Origin of the sequence: Azospirillum formosense (assembly GCF_040500525.1) — a bacterium.
GTDB lineage: Bacteria > Pseudomonadota > Alphaproteobacteria > Azospirillales > Azospirillaceae > Azospirillum > Azospirillum formosense_A.
Map to the genome: position 1 here is coordinate 218,692 of NZ_CP159402.1, position 17,593 is coordinate 236,284.

A 17,593-nucleotide genomic window follows, 5' to 3' on the forward strand; every position below is an offset into this window, starting at 1 on the left:
CCTGCTTCAGCCATTGGCCGGTCCGTTGGCGCCGGATGGTCAGCCGGATGGTCATGGGGGCTGGAACCGCACCCGGCACCGGCCGGCGGCCGGCGGCGGGCGGTTTCGGGGATGGGCGGCACCCGGACGGACCAATCCGCCCGGGTCGCTTCAGCCCCGGATCACTTCAGCCAGGGCGACGACTGCCACAGAGACTTCAGCTCGGTGTCGAGCTGCTTCAGCTCCGCCGCGAAGGCGTCGGGGCTGAGGACGCGCAGCGGCTGGAAGGTTTCCTTGGCCTCGGCCTTCGCGATGAACTCCGGATCGGTCGCGGCCTTGGTGACGGCGTCCACCAGCTTGGCGCGGACATCGGCGGGCAGGCCCTTCGGCGCGCAGACGCCGCGCAGCGAGGCCATCAGCACCGGGTAGCCCTGCTCGGCGAAGGTCGGGATGTCCGGGGCGGCCTTCCAGCGCTCCTTGCTCATCACGCCGAGCACGCGGATCTGGTCGGAGGCCTGGCCGCGCAGCCCTTCGCCGAGATTCTGGCCGCTGATCTGGATCTTCTTGGCGAGCATCGCCTTGTAGTTGGCGGCGGAGCCGGAGAAGGGCACATGGGTGAACTGCACGCCCGCCTGGCGCTGCACCAGCAGCATGGCGAGCTGGTCGTCCGAGCCCACGCCGGTGGTGCCGACGGTGACGGTGTTCGGGTTGGCCTTGGCGTGCTCCACGACGTCCTTCAGCGTCTTGAAGGCGCTGTCGCCGGGAACGCTCCACACGCCGGGATCGTCGACGACGTTGACCAGCGGGTCCAGCCGGTCCGCCGAGAAGCGGGCCTGACGCTCGATCGGGATCGACACCATGTTCGGCGTGTTGCAGAAGCCGATGGAATAGCCGTCGGGCGCGGCGTCGGCGATGGCCGCGAAGCCGATCTCGCCGCCGGCGCCAGGCTTGTTCACCACTTCGATCCGGGCGCCGCCCAGATGCTTCTCGATGAAGGGAGCCAGCAGGCGCGCGGTCACGTCGGTCGACCCGCCGGCGTCGTAGGCGACGACCACGGTGATCGGCTTCTCCGGATAGGCGGCCCGGGCCGTCGACAGAGCGGTCGTCGACATGGCCAGCGCCAGGGTCCCGGTCGCCAGCGCCAGGAACTTGCTGCGAATGATCATCTGGATGCCCTTCTTTCCTGCGGTATTGCGGAAGTCCCCCTTGCCCGCGGGCGCGGTGGGGTCCCGGGAGTTCCCGCCCGTCCCGATGCGGACACAGGCTGGAACTCCTTTCCTGAAATTCTCGTAAAGATGGATCGGCGGGTATTTGTCGTCATCGAAGCTTGTCGGTCAAAAACGACACGAAATCCCGTCTCGTCCTGCGACGAGAGGGGCGCATACTTCAGTATGTCTTTTATCGCGGATGACCGATCCCTTCGCCGGCGCTGCGGCGGGCTCCGATCGTGAGTCTCGGACAAAGGAGCGGTTCATAGACAAAACGCCATCAAATCGATCCAGCGAGGCGTTTTTGTCGCCTCGTGGTGGAAGATACAACGTAGTTGTTCGTGCATCAATCGTGATGGCCGCTGCGATTTCTCCGAAGTTTCGGTGATTTTCGGATAATGCCGTCCGTTTGGCCCGGCTCTGCGGACTTCGGCGCGACCGGGATCGGAAGGGAAGCGTCAAATGGACGCATAATGAAACAGCCCTGCGGCGAAATGACCGAGTCAGCCCATCGCCACCATGAAGGCGACGGAAATCGAGATCGGCGACATCAGGGTGGACAGCAGGAGCGACATGGACACCAGCTCCCGCCCCGTCTGGTAGCGCTCGGCGAAGGCGTAGACGTTGACGCCGATGGGCAGCGCCGCCGCGGTCACGGCCGGGGCCAGCCAGTCCGGCGGCAGGTGGAACACCTCCACCGCCAGCACCCAGGTCAGCAGCGGGTGCAGGACCGTCTTCATCACCGCCAGGACCAGCGCCTGGCCGAACTTGCCGGACAGCCTCCCGAAGGACAGGGAGGTGCCCAGCGTGAAGCAGGCGCAGGGCAGGACGGTGGCCGCGGCGTAGTCCGCCGCCTTCATGACCGCGTCCGGCACATGGACGCCGCTCAGGTTGAAGCCCATGCCGACGACGATCGACAGGATCATCGGGCTGAGCAGGGTTGCCTTGACGGCGTTGACCGCGGCGGCGACCGGCCGCCCGCCCGCCGTCCGCTGCGCCTCGGCGATCATCGTCGCCGTGGTGAAGAGCAGCGGCGACTGGAACAGGATCAGCAGCATCACCGGGATGGCCACCGACGATCCGTAGGCGTCCATCAGGATCGGCGCGCCGAGCAGGCCGATGGAGGAGAAGGAGGGGGCGAAGCCACCGATCGCCGCCTCGTCCCGCCGCCGGATGGACAGCATCCAGGCGGCGCCCAGCGCGAAGATGATGAAGGCCGCGACGAAGAAGGACGCCACGAAGCCCCATTCGATGGGATCGGGGATCTTCGCCTTGGCCATCGCCGCGAACAGCAGCGCCGGCAGGGCGTAGATGCCGAGAAAGCGCGACAGCCCCTGAGCCGCCGTGTTGCTGAAATTGCCCGATTTACCGGCGTAGAAGCCGAGCGCGACCAGGACGAACATCGGCAGCACGATTTGAAAGATCAGCGTCATGGCGACGGAAACCGGTCGTTGGGGCGGCTCGAAGGGCTGTGCGGTTCGCCGGCGCGCGTGGTCCGGCGAAGGCCGGGGGTCAGCGCAGGCTGGGCGTCTCGACGATTTCCGGCTCCGGCACCCCCAGCACCTCCATCAGCGACTTGCCGGCGTCGAGCTGCTGCGACCACACCTTCTCCTTGGCCATCAGCTCCAGGCAGCGGCGCAGCACCTCGTCCATCACGGCCAGCGGCACCACGGTCACGCCGTCGTCGTCGCCGATGATCAGGTCGCCCGGGTTGACCACCATGCCGCCGACGCCGGCCGGAACGTCCATCTTGCCGCCGAAGGCCTTGTGCGGGCCGCGCGGCACCGAGCCCTTGGCGAAGACCGGGAAGCCGATGGTCCGGATTTCCTGGAGGTCGCGGACGGAGCCGTCGATCACCAGACCGCCCAGGCCGCGCGACTTGCAGCCGCGGACCACCCATTCGCCGGCCAGCGCCACCTCCTCCAGGCCGGCGCCGGCGACCACCACCACCTCGCCCGGCTCGGCCAGGCTGCAGGCGGTCAGCAGCATGCTGTTGTCGCCCGGCATCGACACGGCGGTGCGGGCCTGCCCGCAGATGCGCATCCCCGGGGCGCAGGGCTTGATCCGGGCGTCCATGCTCTGGCAGCGGTTCTGCACGTCGGACGCGATGCTGCTGGGGACCGTCTTCCAAATCTCCAGCATGTCCGGGGACAGGCGCGGAAAATTCACGATGTAGCGTTGCATGGCCATGGGAGGGACCTCGTCGTCTGGATGGGTTGCCGTCTGGGCTGGCTTATCGTCTGGGCTGTACGAAGCAGGGCTTGGAAGCGCGACCAGCGGCACCGCCGGTCGCAGCGCGACGGCAGCGGAGCCGGTGACGATCAGGCGGGGGAGGGCCGGTGTTGCCGAAGCGGCGGACGCCGACCGGACAGGAGCGTCCTGTCCGGGAAAATCACGGGCTCGGCCCGTCCGACGCCACCGGACCATCCATGGTGCATACAACCCTAATCGGATAGAAGTTCTATTTGTTTCGCATTTGAAGCATAGTCTTTCGGACGGTCATACGCAAGTAGGTTGCCAAGGCGTAAATTAATTCACGTTATCATATGGGGTATGTGCGCAAGGAATGACCTACGAAGGCATGCTGTTTCTGGTCTTTGACGCCTTGAGGTTGCGGTTTCTGGCTCCGCCCGCCCTGTATGGCTGCGTTGGGACGGGGGTGGGAGCGTCGATGGCCAGGGCATCGGTTGCCGCCGGCGGCGTGCCGCGGCGCAGACTCGGCTTTGGAAGCCCGGGCGTCGGCTGCGGAATCGCAACGCGCGGGCAAGGGGAGCGGCCCGGAGGGAAAAACGAAAAAGGCCGGCACCCGAAGGTCCAGCCTTTCCATCAACCGTCCTGTTTCCCTCCGAAGGACCACCGCCTCCGTCGGGAGAATGGAGCGGGCGAAGGGATTCGAACCCTCGACCCCAACCTTGGCAAGGTTGTGCTCTACCCCTGAGCTACGCCCGCGCTCCGTTTCGCTGCCGTTCGGACCCGTGTGTCGGTGCCGTCCGGCGGCGTGCGGCGGACTATACTCATGGATCGGCGCAATGCAAGCGTCATGTTTCACTTTTCTCGGGCGCCTCGACAGATTTTCCCCGCACCGCTAAAGATGGCGCCATGGACACCCGCGACACCCCCGAGGGCAGGGCCGAGGAGCCGCTGCCGACGAGCCCGGAGCAGCTCCTGGAGCATCTCGCGGCGCTCGGCATCCGCACCGTGACCCACCGCCATCCGCCGCTGCACACGGTGGAGGAGAGCAAGGCGCTGCGCGGCGCGCTGCCCGGCGGGCATTGCAAGAACCTGTTCCTGAAGGACAAGAAGGAGCAGCACTGGCTGGTCGTCGCGCTGGAGGACGCGCGGGTCGAGCTGAACCGCTTCGACAAGGTGATCGGGTCGGCGCGGCTGTCCTTCGCCTCCGCCGACCGGCTGTGGCGGCATCTCGGCGTGCGGCCCGGCTCGGTCACGCCTTTCGCCGTGGTCAACGACCGCGAGCGGCGGGTGAGGGTGGTGCTGCAGGAGCAGATGCTGGCCCACGACCCGCTGAACTACCATCCGCTGCTGAACGACCGCACCACGGCCATCGCCGCCGCGGACCTGCTGCGCTTCCTGCGGGCCGGCGGGCACGAGCCGCTGATCGTGCCCTTCGGCGAGGACCCGCCGGACTCTCAGCCGACGCTTGCTTAACGCGCCCCGTGCGCTCATCTATCACGCGAGATCGCAAAGGGATACGTGACCGCCATGTTCTCCATTCCGCCCGCCAACAAGCCCGTCGCCGCCGGTGCCGCTCCCGCCGCCGGTGACCTGATCAAGGACAGCAGCGACCGCGCCTTCATGGTCGACGTCATCGAGGCGTCGCAGTCCGTGCCGGTGATCGTCGATTTCTGGGCGCCCTGGTGCGGCCCGTGCAAGCAGCTCGGCCCGATCCTGGAAAAGACGGTGCTGGCCGCGAAGGGCAAGGTGCGGCTGGTCAAGATCGACACCGACAAGGACCCGATGATCGCCTCGCAGCTCCGCGTGCAGTCGATCCCGGCGGTCTACGCCTTCTTCCAGGGACGTCCGGTGGACGGCTTCATGGGCGCCCTGCCGGAGTCGCAGGTGAAGGCCTTCGTGGAGAAGCTGGTGAAGCTGGCCGGCGCCGCGGGCGGCGGCGAGGGCGACATCATGGAGGAGGTGCTGGCCCAGGCCAAGGAGGCGCTGGAGGCCGGCGACACCCAGACCGCGTCGGAGATCTACGGCGAGATCCTGCAGGCCGATCCGGAGAACCCGAACGCCGCCGCCTTCGCCGGGCTGGTCCGCTGCCTGATCGTCAACGACGAGCTGGACCGCGCCAAGCAGATGCTCGACAAGGTGCCGGAGCCGATCGCCAAGGACAAGGAGATCGCCGCGGTGCGCAGCGCGCTGGAGGTCGCCGAGCAGGCCGCCAACGCCGGCCCGATCCCGGAGCTGACGGAGAAGGTCGCCCGCAACCAGGACGACCACGAGGCCCGCTTCGACCTCGCGCTCGCCCTGTTCGCCGCCGGCCGGCGCGAGGCCGCGGTGGACGAGCTTCTGGAGCTGGTGCGCCGCGACCGCGCCTGGAACGACGAGGCCGCCCGCAAGCAGCTCGTCAAGTTCTTCGAGGCCTTCGGCCCGACCGACCCGCTGACGGTGCAGAGCCGCCGCCGGCTGTCCTCGATCCTGTTCCGCTGATCACGGGCCGGCGGCGCGGAACCGTCTCCGCGCCGCCGCCGGCACCGTTCCAGGCCGCTTCGTTCGCGGCCGCTCTGTTCGCCGTGTCCGGGGGTTCTATATTCGTCGCATGAGCCGGAACCCCATCGACCCGTCACCGGACCGCTTGCCGCGGCAGCTCCCGATCTTCCCGCTCGCGGGGGTCCTGCTGCTGCCGCGCGGGCGCCTGCCGTTGAACATCTTCGAGCCGCGCTACCTCGCGATGGTCGAGGACGTGCTGGCCGGCGACCGCATGATCGGCATGGTCCAGCCGACCGATCCGGCCTGCCGCCTGCGCGAGCCGGCGGTCTACGGCACCGGCTGCGCCGGGCGCATCACCAGCTTCGCCGAGACCGAGGACGGCCGCTACCTGATCACCCTGACCGGGGTCAGCCGCTTCGCGATCATGCGGGAGCTGGAGGGCCAGCGCGGCTACCGCCGGGTCGCCGCGGACTGGGACCGCTTCTCCGGCGACCTGATCGACCCGCTGGAGCGCGGCGGGAGCCTGGGCGACGGCTGCGGGCTGGACCGCCCGCGTCTGCTGGCCGGGCTGAAGGGCTATTTCAAGATGCAGGGGCTGTCGGTCGACTGGAAGGCCATCGACGGCACGCCGGACGAGCGGCTGGTCACCTCGCTGGCGATGATCTGCCCCTTCTCGCCCAGCGAAAAGCAGGCCCTTCTGGAGACGCCCGACCTGCCGGAGCGCGCGAAGCTCTTGATCGCCCTGGTCGAGATGGCCATTCTCGACGGCCACGAGGGCGACGGCGGCAACGCGCTGCGTCACTGACCGTTTCCTTCGACCGACACTGCACCTTCCGACTGCGAGGCCCGATCCATGAGCGCCCATCCCCACGACGACACGCCCGCCGACGGCAAGACGCAGGCGCGCGTCGATCCGAAGCTTCTGGAAATCCTCGTCTGCCCGCTGACCAAGGGGCCGCTGCGCTACGACGCCGAGCGCGCCGAGCTGATCAGCGACCGCGCCGGGCTCGCCTATCCGATCCGCGACGGCATTCCGATCATGCTGATCGACGAGGCCCGCAGCCTCGACGGGAAGCCGGGGGCGGCCTGATGTCCGACGAGCAATTCGCGTCGGACGCCTTCGGCACGAAGCATTGGCCGGTGGAAGTCCGGCTGAAGAAGGAGGAGAAGCGGCTGGAGGTCGATTTCGACAACGGCCGGACCTTCTCCTACCCGGCGGAGTTCCTGCGCGTCCACAGCCCCAGCGCCGAGGTGCAGGGGCACGGTCCGGGCCAGAAGCAGACCGTCTCGGCCCGCCGCCACGTCGGCATCATGAGCCTGGAGGCCATCGGCCACTACGCCCTGCGGATCGTCTTCGACGACCTGCACGACAGCGGCATCTACTCCTGGAAGCTGCTGTACGAGCTGGGCGAGGACCAGGACCGCCTGTGGGCGGAGTATGTGGCGGAACTGGAAGCCAAGGGGCTGAGCCGCGATCCCCGCGGCCGGCGCTGACGCGATGGAAGGCGGGGGCGGCTCCGGCCGAGGCCCCGCTTTTTCCATGTGGCTTGTCCGGGCGGCTTTTTCAGGTGGCCTTTCCGGACACCGGGGCGCGGCGTGTTGCGCTTTCATGAAAAGGGCGTAGATAGGCCCATCGACCGTTCCTCCGCCGCAGGATGACCGCCGTGACCGCGACCGACCCGCCCGGCGCGACCGCCAGCCAGACCGCCGCCCCCGACACCGATCCGCCGCCTGTGGGCGGCGCCGGGTTGCCCGTTCCCACCACGCCAGCACCGGACACGGCGCCGGACGGCCCGCCACCGCCGCCGCCACCGCCGCCGACGGGCGGCTGGGGCTGGGCGGGCGGCTATGGGCGGCGCGGCAGCGCCCTGCGGCAGAGGCTGGCCGCGCATCTGGCGGCCCGGCGGCGCAAGCGGCGCGCCTGGGCGCGCGACATCGCGCGGATCGTCCTGGTGGTGTCGACACTGGCGCTCGCCGTGCTGGCCGTGGAGATCGCGCGCAAGGCCGTCGTCGTGCTGAACCGCGCTGATCTGGGCATCGTCCACCTCTTCGGGGAGCGCGGCTGAAGCGCTTGATGTTCCCTCTCCCCAGAGGAGAGAGGGCTAAAATGGCCGAACGCAGGCGAAGTGCTCCTCAGGGCAGGATGACCACGTAGCGTTTCGTCGTGGTCTCCAGCACCTCCCACACGCCGTCGAATCCCGGCTCCAGCGTGAAGCGGTCGCCGGGGCCGACCAGCCAGCGGCGCCCGTCGGCGTGGCTGATGGCGCTGCTGCCCTCCAGGATCTCGCAATACTCCCACTCGTCGTAGACGATCCGCCAGGAACCGGGGGTGGAGCGCCAGACCCCGGCGAAGCGCTTGCCGTCCGCCGACTCGTACTCGTTCCAGGTGGTGAAGACCGGGGCGCCGGACAGGACGCGCTCGGCGGCCGGACCGCCGGTCTCGGGCTCCGCGGCGGGGCGGGCGGGGTCGGTCAGCAGGGCGAAGCTCATCATGGGTCTCCCATTCACCAGGCGGCGAGCAGCGGCGGCAGGCCGTGGAGGCTGTCGATGCGGCGGTAGTTCTCGGTGGGCGGCTCGGCCACCTCGTGCGCCCAGGTGACGTGGTAGGGCACATGCACGGCGTGGCCGCCCACGGCCAGCACGGGCAGGATGTCGGACCGCACGGAATTGCCCACCATGACGAAGCGCGCCGGGTCCACCCCGTGCCGGTCGAGCAGGCGGCGGTAGGTGGCCGGGTCCTTCTCGCTGACGATCTCGATGGCGTCGAAGCGCTCGGCGAGGCCGGAGCGGGCGATCTTGCTTTCCTGGTCGAACAGGTCGCCCTTGGTGACGAGCAGCAGCCGGTAGCGCCCGGCCAGCCCCTCCACCACCTCCTGAACCCCGTCCAGCAGGTCGACCGGGTGCTCCAGCATTGCCTTGCCGAACTCGACGAGGCTCTGGATGTCCCGCCCGCCGATGCGTCCGTCGGTCAGGTCCACCGCCGTCTCGATCATCGACAGGACGAAGCCCTTGATGCCGTAGCCGTAGACGCGAAGGTTGTCGCGCTCCGCCTGGAGCAGCCGGCGGTCGATGTCCGCCGGATCGGCCAGATGGTTGGCGAGCAGCGCGCGGAAGCGGTCCTGCGTCATCGAGAACAGGGACTCGTTGTGCCACAGCGTGTCGTCGCCGTCGAAGGCGATGGTGTCGATCATGGAAGAACTCGGTGTCGGACGACGGTCGGAACCAGAGGTAGGACGTGCCGCGGCGCCTGTCCAGCGCTCCGTTTTAAACCCTGTTTGTTGGTGGACTGCACAATTTGTGGCGCCCAAAAGCTGTGCATTCGTCCATTATTCTTGCATCGGTGATATTCCTACGACAGCTATCGAGAAAGCTCACGGCTCGCATACCCACATGGCGGTGGCGGGTTTGCGCGGGATGAGCAATATTCTTTCTCACAAAGCGAGGGCGCGGCGGCCACTTCCGGCAGGCCCCCTCGGGACCTTCAAAGATAGGATGACCACCATGGCAATCGCTCTGCGCACGGCCCCCTCCGGCCGTACCCTGCGCCCTGCTCCGGTGGCGTATGTGCTGGACAGCGTTCTGGACACGTTCGCCCTGTGGCGGCAGCGCACCATCACCCGCCGCGAGCTGGCTCGCCTGGACGACCGGATGCTGCACGACATCGGCATCTCCCAGTTCGACGTCGAAGACGAGATCAGCAAGCCGTTCTGGAAGGCTTGATGCCGTCGTCACGGCGGCGGGAGACCGCAAGGAAAAGGGCCGCCCCTGTGTAAGGGAGCGGCCTTTTTCGCATTTGGGTCCCGTTTCCGGCGTCTGCCCCCTCCCCGACCCTCCCCCTCTGCGAGGGAGAGGGTGCCTTCTGCGAAGCGGTGGCCAGTCCCCTCCACCTCGAAGAGGGGGAGGGTTAGGGAGGGGGCAGCAGAAGCTGGACATGAAAAAGGCCACTCTTCCCGCAGGAAGAGTGGCCTTTTTCTTAACCGAACCGCCGCCCGATCAGATGCAGATCTGCTGGAGCGGGGCGAAGCCGTTGAAGCAGACCGCCGAGTAGGTCGTCGTGTAGGCGCCCGTGGCGTGGATGCGCACGCGGTCGCCGGCCTTCAGGTCCATCGGCAGCTTGTACTCGGCGCGCTCGTAGAGCACGTCGGCGCTGTCGCAGGTCGGGCCGGCCAGCACGACCGCCTCGGTGTCGCCTTCCCCGTCGTCCCCCATCACTTGGATCGGGTACTGGATCGCCTCGTCCATCGTCTCGGCGAGACCGCTGAACTTGCCGATGTCCAGATAGACCCAGCGCTTCACGTCGTTGGCAGACTTGCGGGAGACGAGGACGACCTCGCTCTCGATGATGCCGGCGTTGCCGACCATGCTGCGGCCCGGCTCCACGATGGCTTCCGGCAGGCGGTTGCCGAAGTGGGTGCGCAGGGACTCGAAGATGGCCTGCCCGTAGGCGGTGGTCTCCGGCACGTCGGTGCGGTAGCGGGTGGGGAAGCCGCCGCCCAGGTTGATCATGCCGAGGTCGACGCCCAGCACCTCAAGCTCGCGGAACAGCTGCGCCACCTGGAAGATGGCGTGGTCCCACTGCATCAGGTCCTTCTGCTGCGAGCCGACGTGGAAGGACACGCCGTAGGGAACGACGTTCATGCCCTTGGCCTTCAGCAGCAGCTCGCGCGCCATGGCGAGGTCGCAGCCGAACTTGCGCGACAGCGGCCACTCGGCGCCCTCGCCGGAGGTCAGGATGCGGCAGAAGACGCGGGCGCCGGGGGCGGCGCGGGCGATCTTCTCCAGCTCCGCCTCGCTGTCGAAGGCGAACAGGCGCACGCCCAGCTCGAAGGCGCGGCGGATGTCCGCTTCCTTCTTGATGGTGTTGCCGTAGGAGATGCGCTCCGGCGCGCAGCCGGCGGCCAGAACCATCTGGATTTCCGGGACGCTGGCGGTGTCGAAGGCCGAGCCCAGACGGGTCAGCAGGCCGAGGATCTCCGGTGCCGGATTGGCCTTCACGGCGTAGAAGATCTTGGCGTCCGGGAGCGCTTCCTCCAGGTCGTGGTAGTTCGCTTCCACGACGTCCAGATCGACGACGAGGCACGGGGTCTGCGGACGCTGCTCTTCGAAAAAGCGCGCAATCTTATCGGTCATCTCAGTCTCCCGGACGCAAGATGAAGGTGTCGGACGAATTGTGAAAAAGCAGGGGCGGAGCGGCCGCGCGCTGCTGACCGGTCAGAAAGAAAAGACGGTCAGGCGCTCAGGCCGCCCATACTGGACTGCCGTGTCGCCTTGCGGGGAAGAGCTGAACGGGACAGAACCGGAAAGAGTCGGAGACGGGTGAGCCGGCGCCCACCCACAACAACATGAACCATCGTAACCTCCAAGACGCCGCCTTGCTTAAGGGACGGTCGGGGATCACGCGTTACGTCGTTGCATAACCACATCTCGAAAAGGACGAGGGGCGGGCCAGCGGCACGTGCGCTTGCGAGTTGCGGTTACATAGATCGAACCGGCCGCCTTTTAAAGTGAAAAATGCGACCGGGCGCAAAAAAGTAGCAAGCGTTACGCAAAGGTAAAAATAGGGAGGAATAACATGGACTTGAGTACGGCCATTCCGGTCTGGGACATGGCGGCCCGGCTGGCTGCGGCGGCGGTTTGCGGGGCGGCGCTGGGACTCGACCGCGAGATCCGGGGCAAGGCGGCGGGGCTGCGCACCCACACGCTGGTGGCCATCAGCGCGGCGGTGACCACCCTGGTTGCGCTGGAGCTTTACTGGGGCATGGCCGGGAAGGGGACCGGCGGGGGCGACATGGATCCCACCCGCGTCATCCAGGGCATCGCCCAGGCCATCGGCTTCATCAGCGCCGGGGTGATGTTCCGCGCAGGGACCACGGTGCGCGGGGCGACCACCGCGGCGGTGATCTGGATGGCCGGCGCGCTGGGCATCGCCTGCGGAGCTGGTTTTTATGTGCTGGCGGGGATGGCGCTGGCGCTCTGCCTCGCCGTCACCATTGTCTTCTCCTACGTCCTGCGCTGGATACCTGAGTCCGTCAAGTCCGAGGACTGACCAGAAGCCGGTGGGCCAGCGCGCCGCCGAGAGCGACCAGCCCGATCGCGGTCATCATGGGAAGCTGGCTGTCCGCGTGGGTGTGGCCGAGCACCACGCCGATCAGAGCCGCCACGGTCATCTGCACGAAGCCGACCAGCGAGGAGGCCAGCCCGGCCATCATCGGGTAGGGGCCGACCGCCCCGGCCATGGCGTTGGGCAGGGTCAGCCCGGCGCCCAGCATGAACAGGAAGACGGGACCCACCACCGCCGCCAGATGCAGCACCCCGCCCAGCGCCAGCCCCACCCCCAGCAGCCCGCCCGCCAGAGACACCGCCGTGCCGGTGCGGATCATCCGCGGGCCGCCCAGCCGCGCGCTCAGCCGCCCGGCCAGGAAGGAGCCCACGGCGTAGCCCAGCACCACCGCGCCGAAGCTCGCCCCGTACTGCGCGGGCGTCAGGTGCAGTCGTCCGATCAGCACGAAGCTGGACCCGGAAATGAAGGCGAAGATGCCGCTGTAGGCGAAGGCCACCGTCAGCATCTGCCCGACGAAGCCGCGATCGCGCAGCAGCAGCGCGTAGTTGGCGAGCAGCCGGCCGGGCTGCAGCGCCGTCTCGTCGCGGTTGGCGTTGGTCTCGCCCATCAGGGTCCAGGTGGCGGCCAGGATCAGCGCGGCGAAGCTGGTCAGCAGCAGGAAGTTGCTCCGCCAGCCGAACCACTCCGTCAGGACGCCGCCCAGGATCGGGCCGGCGGCGGGGGCCAGCGTCATCGCCATCGCCATGTAGGCCAGCACGGTGGCCGCCCGGTCGCGCCCGAAGACGTCGCGCACCACCGCCCGCGCCACCACCGGCCCGCAGCAGGCGCCCAGTGCCTGGAAGAAGCGGGCGACGATCAAAGTCTCGATGTCGTCGGTCAGCGCGCAGGCCGCACTCGCCACCAGATAGATGAGGATGCCGCCGAGCAGGGCGGGCCGCCGTCCGAACCGGTCGGACACCGGCCCGTAGACGAGCTGCGACACCGCGAAGCCGGCGAGGAAGACCGACAGGGTGAGCTGCACCGTGGCGATGTCCGTGCCGAACACGGTGACCAGGGTCGGCAGGGAGGGCAGGTAGAGGTCGGTGGACAGCGGGCCGAAGGCGACGAGCGCCGTCAGCAGCACGCGGACGGTCAGGGAATCGGGACGGGGCATGGAGGGAGTCGGGCCGAAGGACGGAGGGAGGAGCGCACTCTAGCAGAGGCGCGGCGCGACCCCGTCACGGCGTTTCGGTATGACCGTCATTTGCAAATGAAACCATTTCCGTCCCGTCCCCGCCGCCTTCGCCATAGCGCAGCAGCCGCGCGCCGTTGGCCTTCAGCCAGAGGCGCGGCGTGCGCACGTCGCCGGTCAACTGCGCGCACAGCGTCCAGAAGCGCTGGGAGTGGTTCATCTCGCGCAGATGCGCCACCTCGTGCCCCACCACGTAATCCAGAACGGACTCCGGCGTCAGGATCAGCCGCCAGGAGAAGGAGAGCCGCCCGGTGGCCGAGCAGCTTCCCCAGCGGCTCTTGGTGTCGCGCACGGTGACGGCGGCGACCCGCGCGCCGATCAGCGCGGCCTTGGCGCGCGACCGCTCGGCCAGCTCGCGCCGCGCCTCCGCCATCAGGAAGTCGCGCACCCGGCGGGCGACATGCTCGGCCCGGCCGCCGACCAGGATCGCGCCGTTCTCGCGCCGGGTCGCCCCGCGCAGGTCGGGGTTGTGCCGGATGACATGGTCGGTGCCGAGATAGGGCACCACCGCCCCGTCGGCGAAGGGAAGCTGCGGCGGCAGGGCGGCCAGCCGCGCCCGCACCCAGCCGTCGTGCCGCCCGACGAAGCGCAGCGCCTCGGCCTCCGGGACGCCCACCGGGATCACCACCTGGATCAGCCCGCGCCCGGCGTCCACCCGCAGGGTCATCCGGCGGGCGCGGGCGCTTTCCCGCAATTCCAGCGGCACGGGCAGGCCGGCGACGGCCAGCGCGCGCGGGGCCTTGGGGCGTGGGGCGTGGGTTTTGGAAGGGTGGGATTTGCGGCGGAAGAGCATACCTGACTTATAGCCCGCAAGGCCGGCCGGGGCCAATGGGAGCCTTCTCTTTCACATTCAAACGGAATTTGTCCCAAGTGAGTTTTGCATGTGATATTTGACTCGGATGGGCAAGTGGCCGGATAAGTGTGCTCTGATCTCAGTTTTTGCGGTGAAGTTGTGGCCGAGTATACCCAGAAGAACTCAACCGAAAGTCATATGACTGATCGTGCGATCTGGCTTGAGGCTCTGGTCTCCGCCAACGGCGCCGCTCACGCTCTGCTTGGGCTGGACGCTCGGCTTCTCGTGGTCAACCAAGCCTTCGCGGCGGCCTTCGGCTGTCTGCCGGAGGAGGTGGAGGGCAGGGAGCTGACCGACCTGGGCGTTCCGGCGGCCATCGTTTCCCAGGTCGAGGCGCAGGTCCGCCGTGCCGTCCTCACCGGCGCGCCGGTGTCCGCCTTCGGCCTGCTGCCCCGGGGCGAAATGGTGCTGAGCCCGGTGCGCGACGCGGACGGGGCGATCACCGCGGTCGCCGCCATCGCCGACACCAACGCCGCCGCCCTGGCCGCCGCCCGCGCCGAGGCCGAGCGCGCGAAGGCCGAGACCGAGCGGGTCCGCCAGGAGGCCGAGACGGGGCGCACCGCCATCGGGCGCTTCCTGTCCGCCGCCAGCCACGACCTGCGCCAGCCCTTCCAGGCCATGCACCTGTTCCATCATCTGCTGATGGGCCGCCTGACCGATCCCGGCGCGCGCGATCTCGGCGAGAAGCTGGAGATGTCGATCGAGGCGGCGGAGGCGCTTCTGCGCGCCCTGCTGGACGTTTCGAAGCTGGAGGCCGGGCTGGTCCGGACTCAGGTGCAGACCTTCCCCATCGACGAGACGCTGAGCCGCCTGCTCAACGAGTTCGCGCCGGAGGCCGACGCCAAGGCCCTGCGCTTCAACGTCCGCCCCGCGGATGCGGAGGTGAGCACGGACCCGGTTCTGCTGGAGCAGCTTCTGCGCCCGATCCTGTCCAACGCCCTGCGTTTCACCGAGTCGGGCGGCGTGCTGCTGGCGGCGCGGCGGCGCGGCGCGGCGTTGCGCATCGAGGTGTGGGACACCGGCCTCGGCATCGCCCCCGCCGACCAGTCGGCGATCTTCGACGACTTCCACCAACTCGGCAACCCGAACCGCGACCGGCGGCACGGGCTGGGGCTCGGCCTTGCCATCGTCCGGCGCCTGGCGGCGCTGCTGGGCCTGCCGGTCTCGCTGCGCTCGGTGCCCGGCAAGGGCTCGGTCTTCGCGGTGGACGTCCCGCTGGCGACGGTGAGCGCCGCGGACCTGCCGGTCGCGAGCAGCAGCGCGGCGTGACGGGGCGGGAAACCGCACCCCCTTCATCCACCGAACGAAAAGAGAGCGTCGTCCCCGCTTGCGCCCGCCGACCCGTCCATCGGCGCCGCGCCGGGCGGTGATGGAGCGCGCATACTTCCTCCGAAGGCCGGGTCCGTTCACGGCCCGCCGCGCCCGGCGTCAGGGTCTGGGTGCGGCTGCGGCGCGGCCCGGGATCGGAGGACGGCATGCATCGACTTGCAGGGCGCCGGTTGGCCATCGGCTTGGCGGGGATGGTCATGGTCGCGTGTGCGATCCCGCCCGCCGCCGCGCAGACGACGAGCCTGGACTGGGACCAGCGCGGCTGCGTCTTCGGACCGCGGCCCGGCCTGGACCGGCTCGTGCCCGGTTACAACCCCGGTGCGCAGCCCTATTACTGCCCGCCGCCCGCCGCGCTGTACCCCGCGCCGCCGGTCGCGGCTCCGGCGGCGTCGCTCCATCTGTCGGCGCCGAGCCGTTCCTACTGCCTGCTGCGCTCCTCCGGCCTGATGGGCGACAGCCTGTCGCAATTGGCCGGCTCCCTGTGCCGGGACGACGCCGCGCTGTGGGCGCTGGCCCAGACAGGGCACCCCGAGAGATGACGTAAGGGGGATAGACCATACTGATACGTACGGCTGATTGACAGCCTCCCTCTCTGTCCTTAAGGCTTGCAAAAAAGGGCAAACACTTATGCGGGGAGGAAAACCATCGATGCCGGCGCAGCACCCGTCACCACCCTAAGTCCCGTTCCGTGCGTCACGCAGGACCGCTGTCGCAACCGTGAATAGCGGGTGCGGTGCGTCCCTGCGCGCGCGTTCCGCATGCGTCATCAAATTTTCACAAGACCGTCGCGGGACCGCAACCCGCGCCCTGCATGTCAGCACATCACGCAATCGATTGGTTCCAGGGAGAGACCACCATGCTGACCCGCCGCAAGCTCGCCGTCTCGACGGCCGCCTTCGCGCTCGCCGCCGGTTTCACCGGCGCCGCCTACGCCCAGCAGAAGACCGTCGTCGAATTCTGGCACGGCCTGCCCCAGCCGCTCGGCGGCCAGCTCGAGCAGGTGGTGAAGGGCTTCAACGACAGCCAGGACAAGGTCCAGGTCAACCCGACCTTCAAGGGCAGCTACCCGGAGACGATGCAGGCGGCCATCGCCGCCTTCCGCGCCGGCAACGCCCCGCACATCGTGCAGATGTTCGAGGTCGGCACCGCCACCATGCTGTCCGCCGGCCCGGCCATCAAGCCGGTGCACCAGCTGATGAGCGAGACGGGGTCGGGGCTCGACGCCGCGGCCTACATCCCGGCGGTGCGGGGCTACTACAGCTCCAAGGACGGCAAGATGATGGCGCTGCCGTTCAACAGCTCCACCACCATCACCTTCTACAACAAGGACGCCTTCCAGAAGGCCGGGCTCGACCCCAACAAGCCGCCGGCGACCTGGCCGGAGGTGGCCGACGCGGCGCGCAAGCTGAAGGCGGCGGGCGTGACCTGCCCGATGACCTTCTCCTGGCCGACCTGGACCCAGTTCGAGCAGGTCGGCGCGCTGCACGACAAGCCCTTCGCGTCGGAGGCCAACGGCTTCGGCGGGCTGAACGCCACGCTGAAGATCAACGACCCGTTCTTCGTGAAGCATCTCCAGACTCTGATCGACCTGCAGAAGGAAGGCGCGCTGCGCTACGGCGGTCGCGACAACGCCGCGGACTCGCTGTTCCCGTCGGGCGAATGCGCGATGATCCAGGCCTCGTCCGGCCTGCGCGGGCGCATCGTGAAGGAGGCCAAGTTCAACTGGGGCGCCGCGCCGCTGCCCTACTGGCCGGACGCCATCGCGTCGCCGAAGAATTCGATCATCGGGGGCGCCGCCTTCTGGGTGATGACCTCGCCCAAGCGCACCGCTGACGAGTACAAGGCCGTCGCCGCCTTCTTCAGCTACCTCGCCCGTCCGGAGGTGGACGCCAAGTGGCACATGGACACCGGCTACGTCCCGGTGACGCTGCAGGGCTTCGAGCTGGCGAAGAAGGAAGGCTTCTACGAGAAGAACCCCGGCGCCGAGGTGCCGGCTGAGCAGCTCACCCGCACGGCCACCACGGAGAACACGATGGGCCTGCGGCTGGGCAACCTGCCGGAAATCCGCAACATCATCCAGGAGGAGATGGAGAAGGCGTTCCAGGGCCAGCAGACCGCCCAGCAGGCGCTGGACAACGCGGTGAAGCGCGGCGACACGGTCCTGCGCAATTTCGAGCGCGCCAACAAGAACTGAGTGGTTCTGTGGCTTGTCCCCTCTCCCCCCTGGGGAGAGGGTCAGGGTGAGGGGGGTGCGCTTTTGC

19 protein-coding genes and 1 tRNA gene are annotated in these 17,593 nt (G+C 68.5%); 11 read left to right on the top strand and 9 right to left on the bottom strand.

Annotated features, from left to right (window positions below; all coding sequences use genetic code 11):
* Positions 1-161: 161 nt before the first annotated feature.
* From ABVN73_RS01010 to ABVN73_RS01025, 4 genes are all read right to left on the bottom strand, one after another.
* Positions 162-1,145 (bottom strand): tripartite tricarboxylate transporter substrate binding protein, encoded by a 984-nt coding sequence (locus tag ABVN73_RS01010; protein ID WP_353858542.1) that lies wholly within the window; start codon positions 1,143-1,145, stop codon positions 162-164.
* 545 nt (positions 1,146-1,690) lie between these two features.
* On the bottom strand, positions 1,691-2,620 hold the full coding sequence (locus ABVN73_RS01015) for an AEC family transporter (protein WP_353858543.1): 930 nt from the start codon (positions 2,618-2,620) through the stop codon (positions 1,691-1,693).
* Between the two features lie 79 nt (positions 2,621-2,699).
* Positions 2,700-3,377 carry an RraA family protein gene (locus tag ABVN73_RS01020; protein ID WP_353858544.1) on the bottom strand — a complete coding sequence of 226 codons (678 nt, stop codon included), beginning with the start codon at positions 3,375-3,377 and terminating at the stop codon, positions 2,700-2,702.
* A gap of 684 nt (positions 3,378-4,061) precedes the next feature.
* Positions 4,062-4,136, bottom strand: a tRNA-Gly gene (locus ABVN73_RS01025).
* 150 nt (positions 4,137-4,286) lie between these two features.
* Here ABVN73_RS01025 and ABVN73_RS01030 point away from each other — a divergent pair.
* From ABVN73_RS01030 to ABVN73_RS01055, 6 genes are all read left to right on the top strand, one after another.
* On the top strand, positions 4,287-4,853 hold the full coding sequence (locus tag ABVN73_RS01030; protein WP_353858545.1) for a prolyl-tRNA synthetase associated domain-containing protein: 567 nt from the start codon (positions 4,287-4,289) through the stop codon (positions 4,851-4,853).
* Positions 4,854-4,907: 54 nt separating this feature from the next.
* Complete coding sequence (locus tag ABVN73_RS01035; protein WP_353859491.1) at positions 4,908-5,858, top strand: co-chaperone YbbN; 951 nt, start codon at positions 4,908-4,910, stop codon at positions 5,856-5,858.
* Between the two features lie 109 nt (positions 5,859-5,967).
* Positions 5,968-6,663 (top strand): LON peptidase substrate-binding domain-containing protein, encoded by a 696-nt coding sequence (locus tag ABVN73_RS01040; protein WP_353858546.1) that lies wholly within the window; start codon positions 5,968-5,970, stop codon positions 6,661-6,663.
* 48 nt (positions 6,664-6,711) lie between these two features.
* On the top strand, positions 6,712-6,948 hold the full coding sequence (locus ABVN73_RS01045) for a Trm112 family protein (RefSeq protein WP_014238566.1): 237 nt from the start codon (positions 6,712-6,714) through the stop codon (positions 6,946-6,948).
* The gene (locus tag ABVN73_RS01050) at positions 6,948-7,352 is read left to right on the top strand and encodes a DUF971 domain-containing protein (protein ID WP_353858547.1); all 405 of its coding nucleotides are present in this window, start codon (positions 6,948-6,950) and stop codon (positions 7,350-7,352) included. The genes ABVN73_RS01045 and ABVN73_RS01050 overlap by 1 nt, the downstream gene beginning before the upstream one ends.
* Positions 7,353-7,522: 170 nt before the next feature.
* Positions 7,523-7,924, top strand: a complete 402-nt coding sequence (locus ABVN73_RS01055; protein WP_353858548.1) for a hypothetical protein — start codon at positions 7,523-7,525, stop codon at positions 7,922-7,924.
* 67 nt (positions 7,925-7,991) lie between these two features.
* Here the strand turns inward: ABVN73_RS01055 and ABVN73_RS01060 are convergent, their stop codons facing one another.
* Entirely contained in the window at positions 7,992-8,351 is a 360-nt protein-coding gene (locus tag ABVN73_RS01060) for a cupin domain-containing protein (protein ID WP_353858549.1), read from the bottom strand.
* A gap of 11 nt (positions 8,352-8,362) precedes the next feature.
* Positions 8,363-9,049: an HAD family hydrolase gene (locus tag ABVN73_RS01065; protein ID WP_353858550.1), complete on the bottom strand. Its 687-nt coding sequence runs from the start codon at positions 9,047-9,049 to the stop codon at positions 8,363-8,365.
* A gap of 301 nt (positions 9,050-9,350) precedes the next feature.
* Between ABVN73_RS01065 and ABVN73_RS01070 the strand changes: the two genes are divergently transcribed.
* Complete coding sequence (locus tag ABVN73_RS01070) at positions 9,351-9,578, top strand: DUF1127 domain-containing protein (RefSeq protein WP_353858551.1); 228 nt, start codon at positions 9,351-9,353, stop codon at positions 9,576-9,578.
* A gap of 273 nt (positions 9,579-9,851) precedes the next feature.
* Here ABVN73_RS01070 and ABVN73_RS01075 read toward each other — a convergent pair whose 3' ends face one another.
* Positions 9,852-10,988, bottom strand: a complete 1,137-nt coding sequence (locus tag ABVN73_RS01075) for a type III PLP-dependent enzyme (protein ID WP_035669307.1) — start codon at positions 10,986-10,988, stop codon at positions 9,852-9,854.
* 442 nt (positions 10,989-11,430) lie between these two features.
* Between ABVN73_RS01075 and ABVN73_RS01080 the strand changes: the two genes are divergently transcribed.
* Positions 11,431-11,904 (top strand): MgtC/SapB family protein, encoded by a 474-nt coding sequence (locus ABVN73_RS01080; RefSeq protein ID WP_200477431.1) that lies wholly within the window; start codon positions 11,431-11,433, stop codon positions 11,902-11,904.
* On the opposite strand, the gene ABVN73_RS01085 is transcribed toward ABVN73_RS01080, so the two are convergent.
* Together ABVN73_RS01085 and ABVN73_RS01090 are read right to left on the bottom strand one after the other, a co-directional pair.
* Positions 11,888-13,072, bottom strand: coding sequence for a multidrug effflux MFS transporter (locus tag ABVN73_RS01085; protein WP_353858552.1), 1,185 nt, complete (start codon positions 13,070-13,072; stop codon positions 11,888-11,890). The two genes, ABVN73_RS01080 and ABVN73_RS01085, sit on opposite strands and share 17 nt — an antisense overlap.
* A 64-nt stretch (positions 13,073-13,136) precedes the next feature.
* Positions 13,137-13,943: a SprT family zinc-dependent metalloprotease gene (locus tag ABVN73_RS01090; protein ID WP_353858553.1), complete on the bottom strand. Its 807-nt coding sequence runs from the start codon at positions 13,941-13,943 to the stop codon at positions 13,137-13,139.
* Between the two features lie 198 nt (positions 13,944-14,141).
* Here ABVN73_RS01090 and ABVN73_RS01095 point away from each other — a divergent pair, with 198 nt between their 5' ends.
* From ABVN73_RS01095 to ugpB, 3 genes are all read left to right on the top strand, one after another.
* Positions 14,142-15,272 carry a HAMP domain-containing sensor histidine kinase gene (locus tag ABVN73_RS01095; RefSeq protein WP_353858554.1) on the top strand — a complete coding sequence of 377 codons (1,131 nt, stop codon included), beginning with the start codon at positions 14,142-14,144 and terminating at the stop codon, positions 15,270-15,272.
* 206 nt (positions 15,273-15,478) lie between these two features.
* The gene (locus ABVN73_RS01100) at positions 15,479-15,871 is read left to right on the top strand and encodes a hypothetical protein (protein WP_353858555.1); all 393 of its coding nucleotides are present in this window, start codon (positions 15,479-15,481) and stop codon (positions 15,869-15,871) included.
* Positions 15,872-16,188: 317 nt separating this feature from the next.
* Complete coding sequence (gene ugpB / locus ABVN73_RS01105; protein WP_353858556.1) at positions 16,189-17,526, top strand: sn-glycerol-3-phosphate ABC transporter substrate-binding protein UgpB; 1,338 nt, start codon at positions 16,189-16,191, stop codon at positions 17,524-17,526.
* Positions 17,527-17,593 lie beyond the last annotated feature (67 nt).

What these genes read in the sequence shown, in the direction of transcription:
- ABVN73_RS01075 (WP_035669307.1), bottom strand. Translation starts at nt 10,988, where the DNA reads ATGACCGATAAGATTGCGCGCTTTTTCGAAGAGCAGCGTCCGCAGACC.
- ABVN73_RS01085 (WP_353858552.1), bottom strand. Translation starts at nt 13,072, where the DNA reads ATGCCCCGTCCCGATTCCCTGACCGTCCGCGTGCTGCTGACGGCGCTC.
- ABVN73_RS01065 (WP_353858550.1), bottom strand. Translation starts at nt 9,049, where the DNA reads ATGATCGACACCATCGCCTTCGACGGCGACGACACGCTGTGGCACAAC.
- ABVN73_RS01095 (WP_353858554.1), top strand. Translation starts at nt 14,142, where the DNA reads ATGACTGATCGTGCGATCTGGCTTGAGGCTCTGGTCTCCGCCAACGGC.
- ugpB (WP_353858556.1), top strand. Translation starts at nt 16,189, where the DNA reads ATGCTGACCCGCCGCAAGCTCGCCGTCTCGACGGCCGCCTTCGCGCTC.
- ABVN73_RS01020 (WP_353858544.1), bottom strand. Translation starts at nt 3,377, where the DNA reads ATGGCCATGCAACGCTACATCGTGAATTTTCCGCGCCTGTCCCCGGAC.
- ABVN73_RS01100 (WP_353858555.1), top strand. Translation starts at nt 15,479, where the DNA reads ATGCATCGACTTGCAGGGCGCCGGTTGGCCATCGGCTTGGCGGGGATG.
- ABVN73_RS01080 (WP_200477431.1), top strand. Translation starts at nt 11,431, where the DNA reads ATGGACTTGAGTACGGCCATTCCGGTCTGGGACATGGCGGCCCGGCTG.
- ABVN73_RS01030 (WP_353858545.1), top strand. Translation starts at nt 4,287, where the DNA reads ATGGACACCCGCGACACCCCCGAGGGCAGGGCCGAGGAGCCGCTGCCG.
- ABVN73_RS01060 (WP_353858549.1), bottom strand. Translation starts at nt 8,351, where the DNA reads ATGATGAGCTTCGCCCTGCTGACCGACCCCGCCCGCCCCGCCGCGGAG.
- ABVN73_RS01040 (WP_353858546.1), top strand. Translation starts at nt 5,968, where the DNA reads ATGAGCCGGAACCCCATCGACCCGTCACCGGACCGCTTGCCGCGGCAG.
- ABVN73_RS01045 (WP_014238566.1), top strand. Translation starts at nt 6,712, where the DNA reads ATGAGCGCCCATCCCCACGACGACACGCCCGCCGACGGCAAGACGCAG.
- ABVN73_RS01015 (WP_353858543.1), bottom strand. Translation starts at nt 2,620, where the DNA reads ATGACGCTGATCTTTCAAATCGTGCTGCCGATGTTCGTCCTGGTCGCG.
- ABVN73_RS01070 (WP_353858551.1), top strand. Translation starts at nt 9,351, where the DNA reads ATGACCACCATGGCAATCGCTCTGCGCACGGCCCCCTCCGGCCGTACC.
- ABVN73_RS01050 (WP_353858547.1), top strand. Translation starts at nt 6,948, where the DNA reads ATGTCCGACGAGCAATTCGCGTCGGACGCCTTCGGCACGAAGCATTGG.
- ABVN73_RS01035 (WP_353859491.1), top strand. Translation starts at nt 4,908, where the DNA reads ATGTTCTCCATTCCGCCCGCCAACAAGCCCGTCGCCGCCGGTGCCGCT.
- ABVN73_RS01010 (WP_353858542.1), bottom strand. Translation starts at nt 1,145, where the DNA reads ATGATCATTCGCAGCAAGTTCCTGGCGCTGGCGACCGGGACCCTGGCG.
- ABVN73_RS01090 (WP_353858553.1), bottom strand. Translation starts at nt 13,943, where the DNA reads ATGCTCTTCCGCCGCAAATCCCACCCTTCCAAAACCCACGCCCCACGC.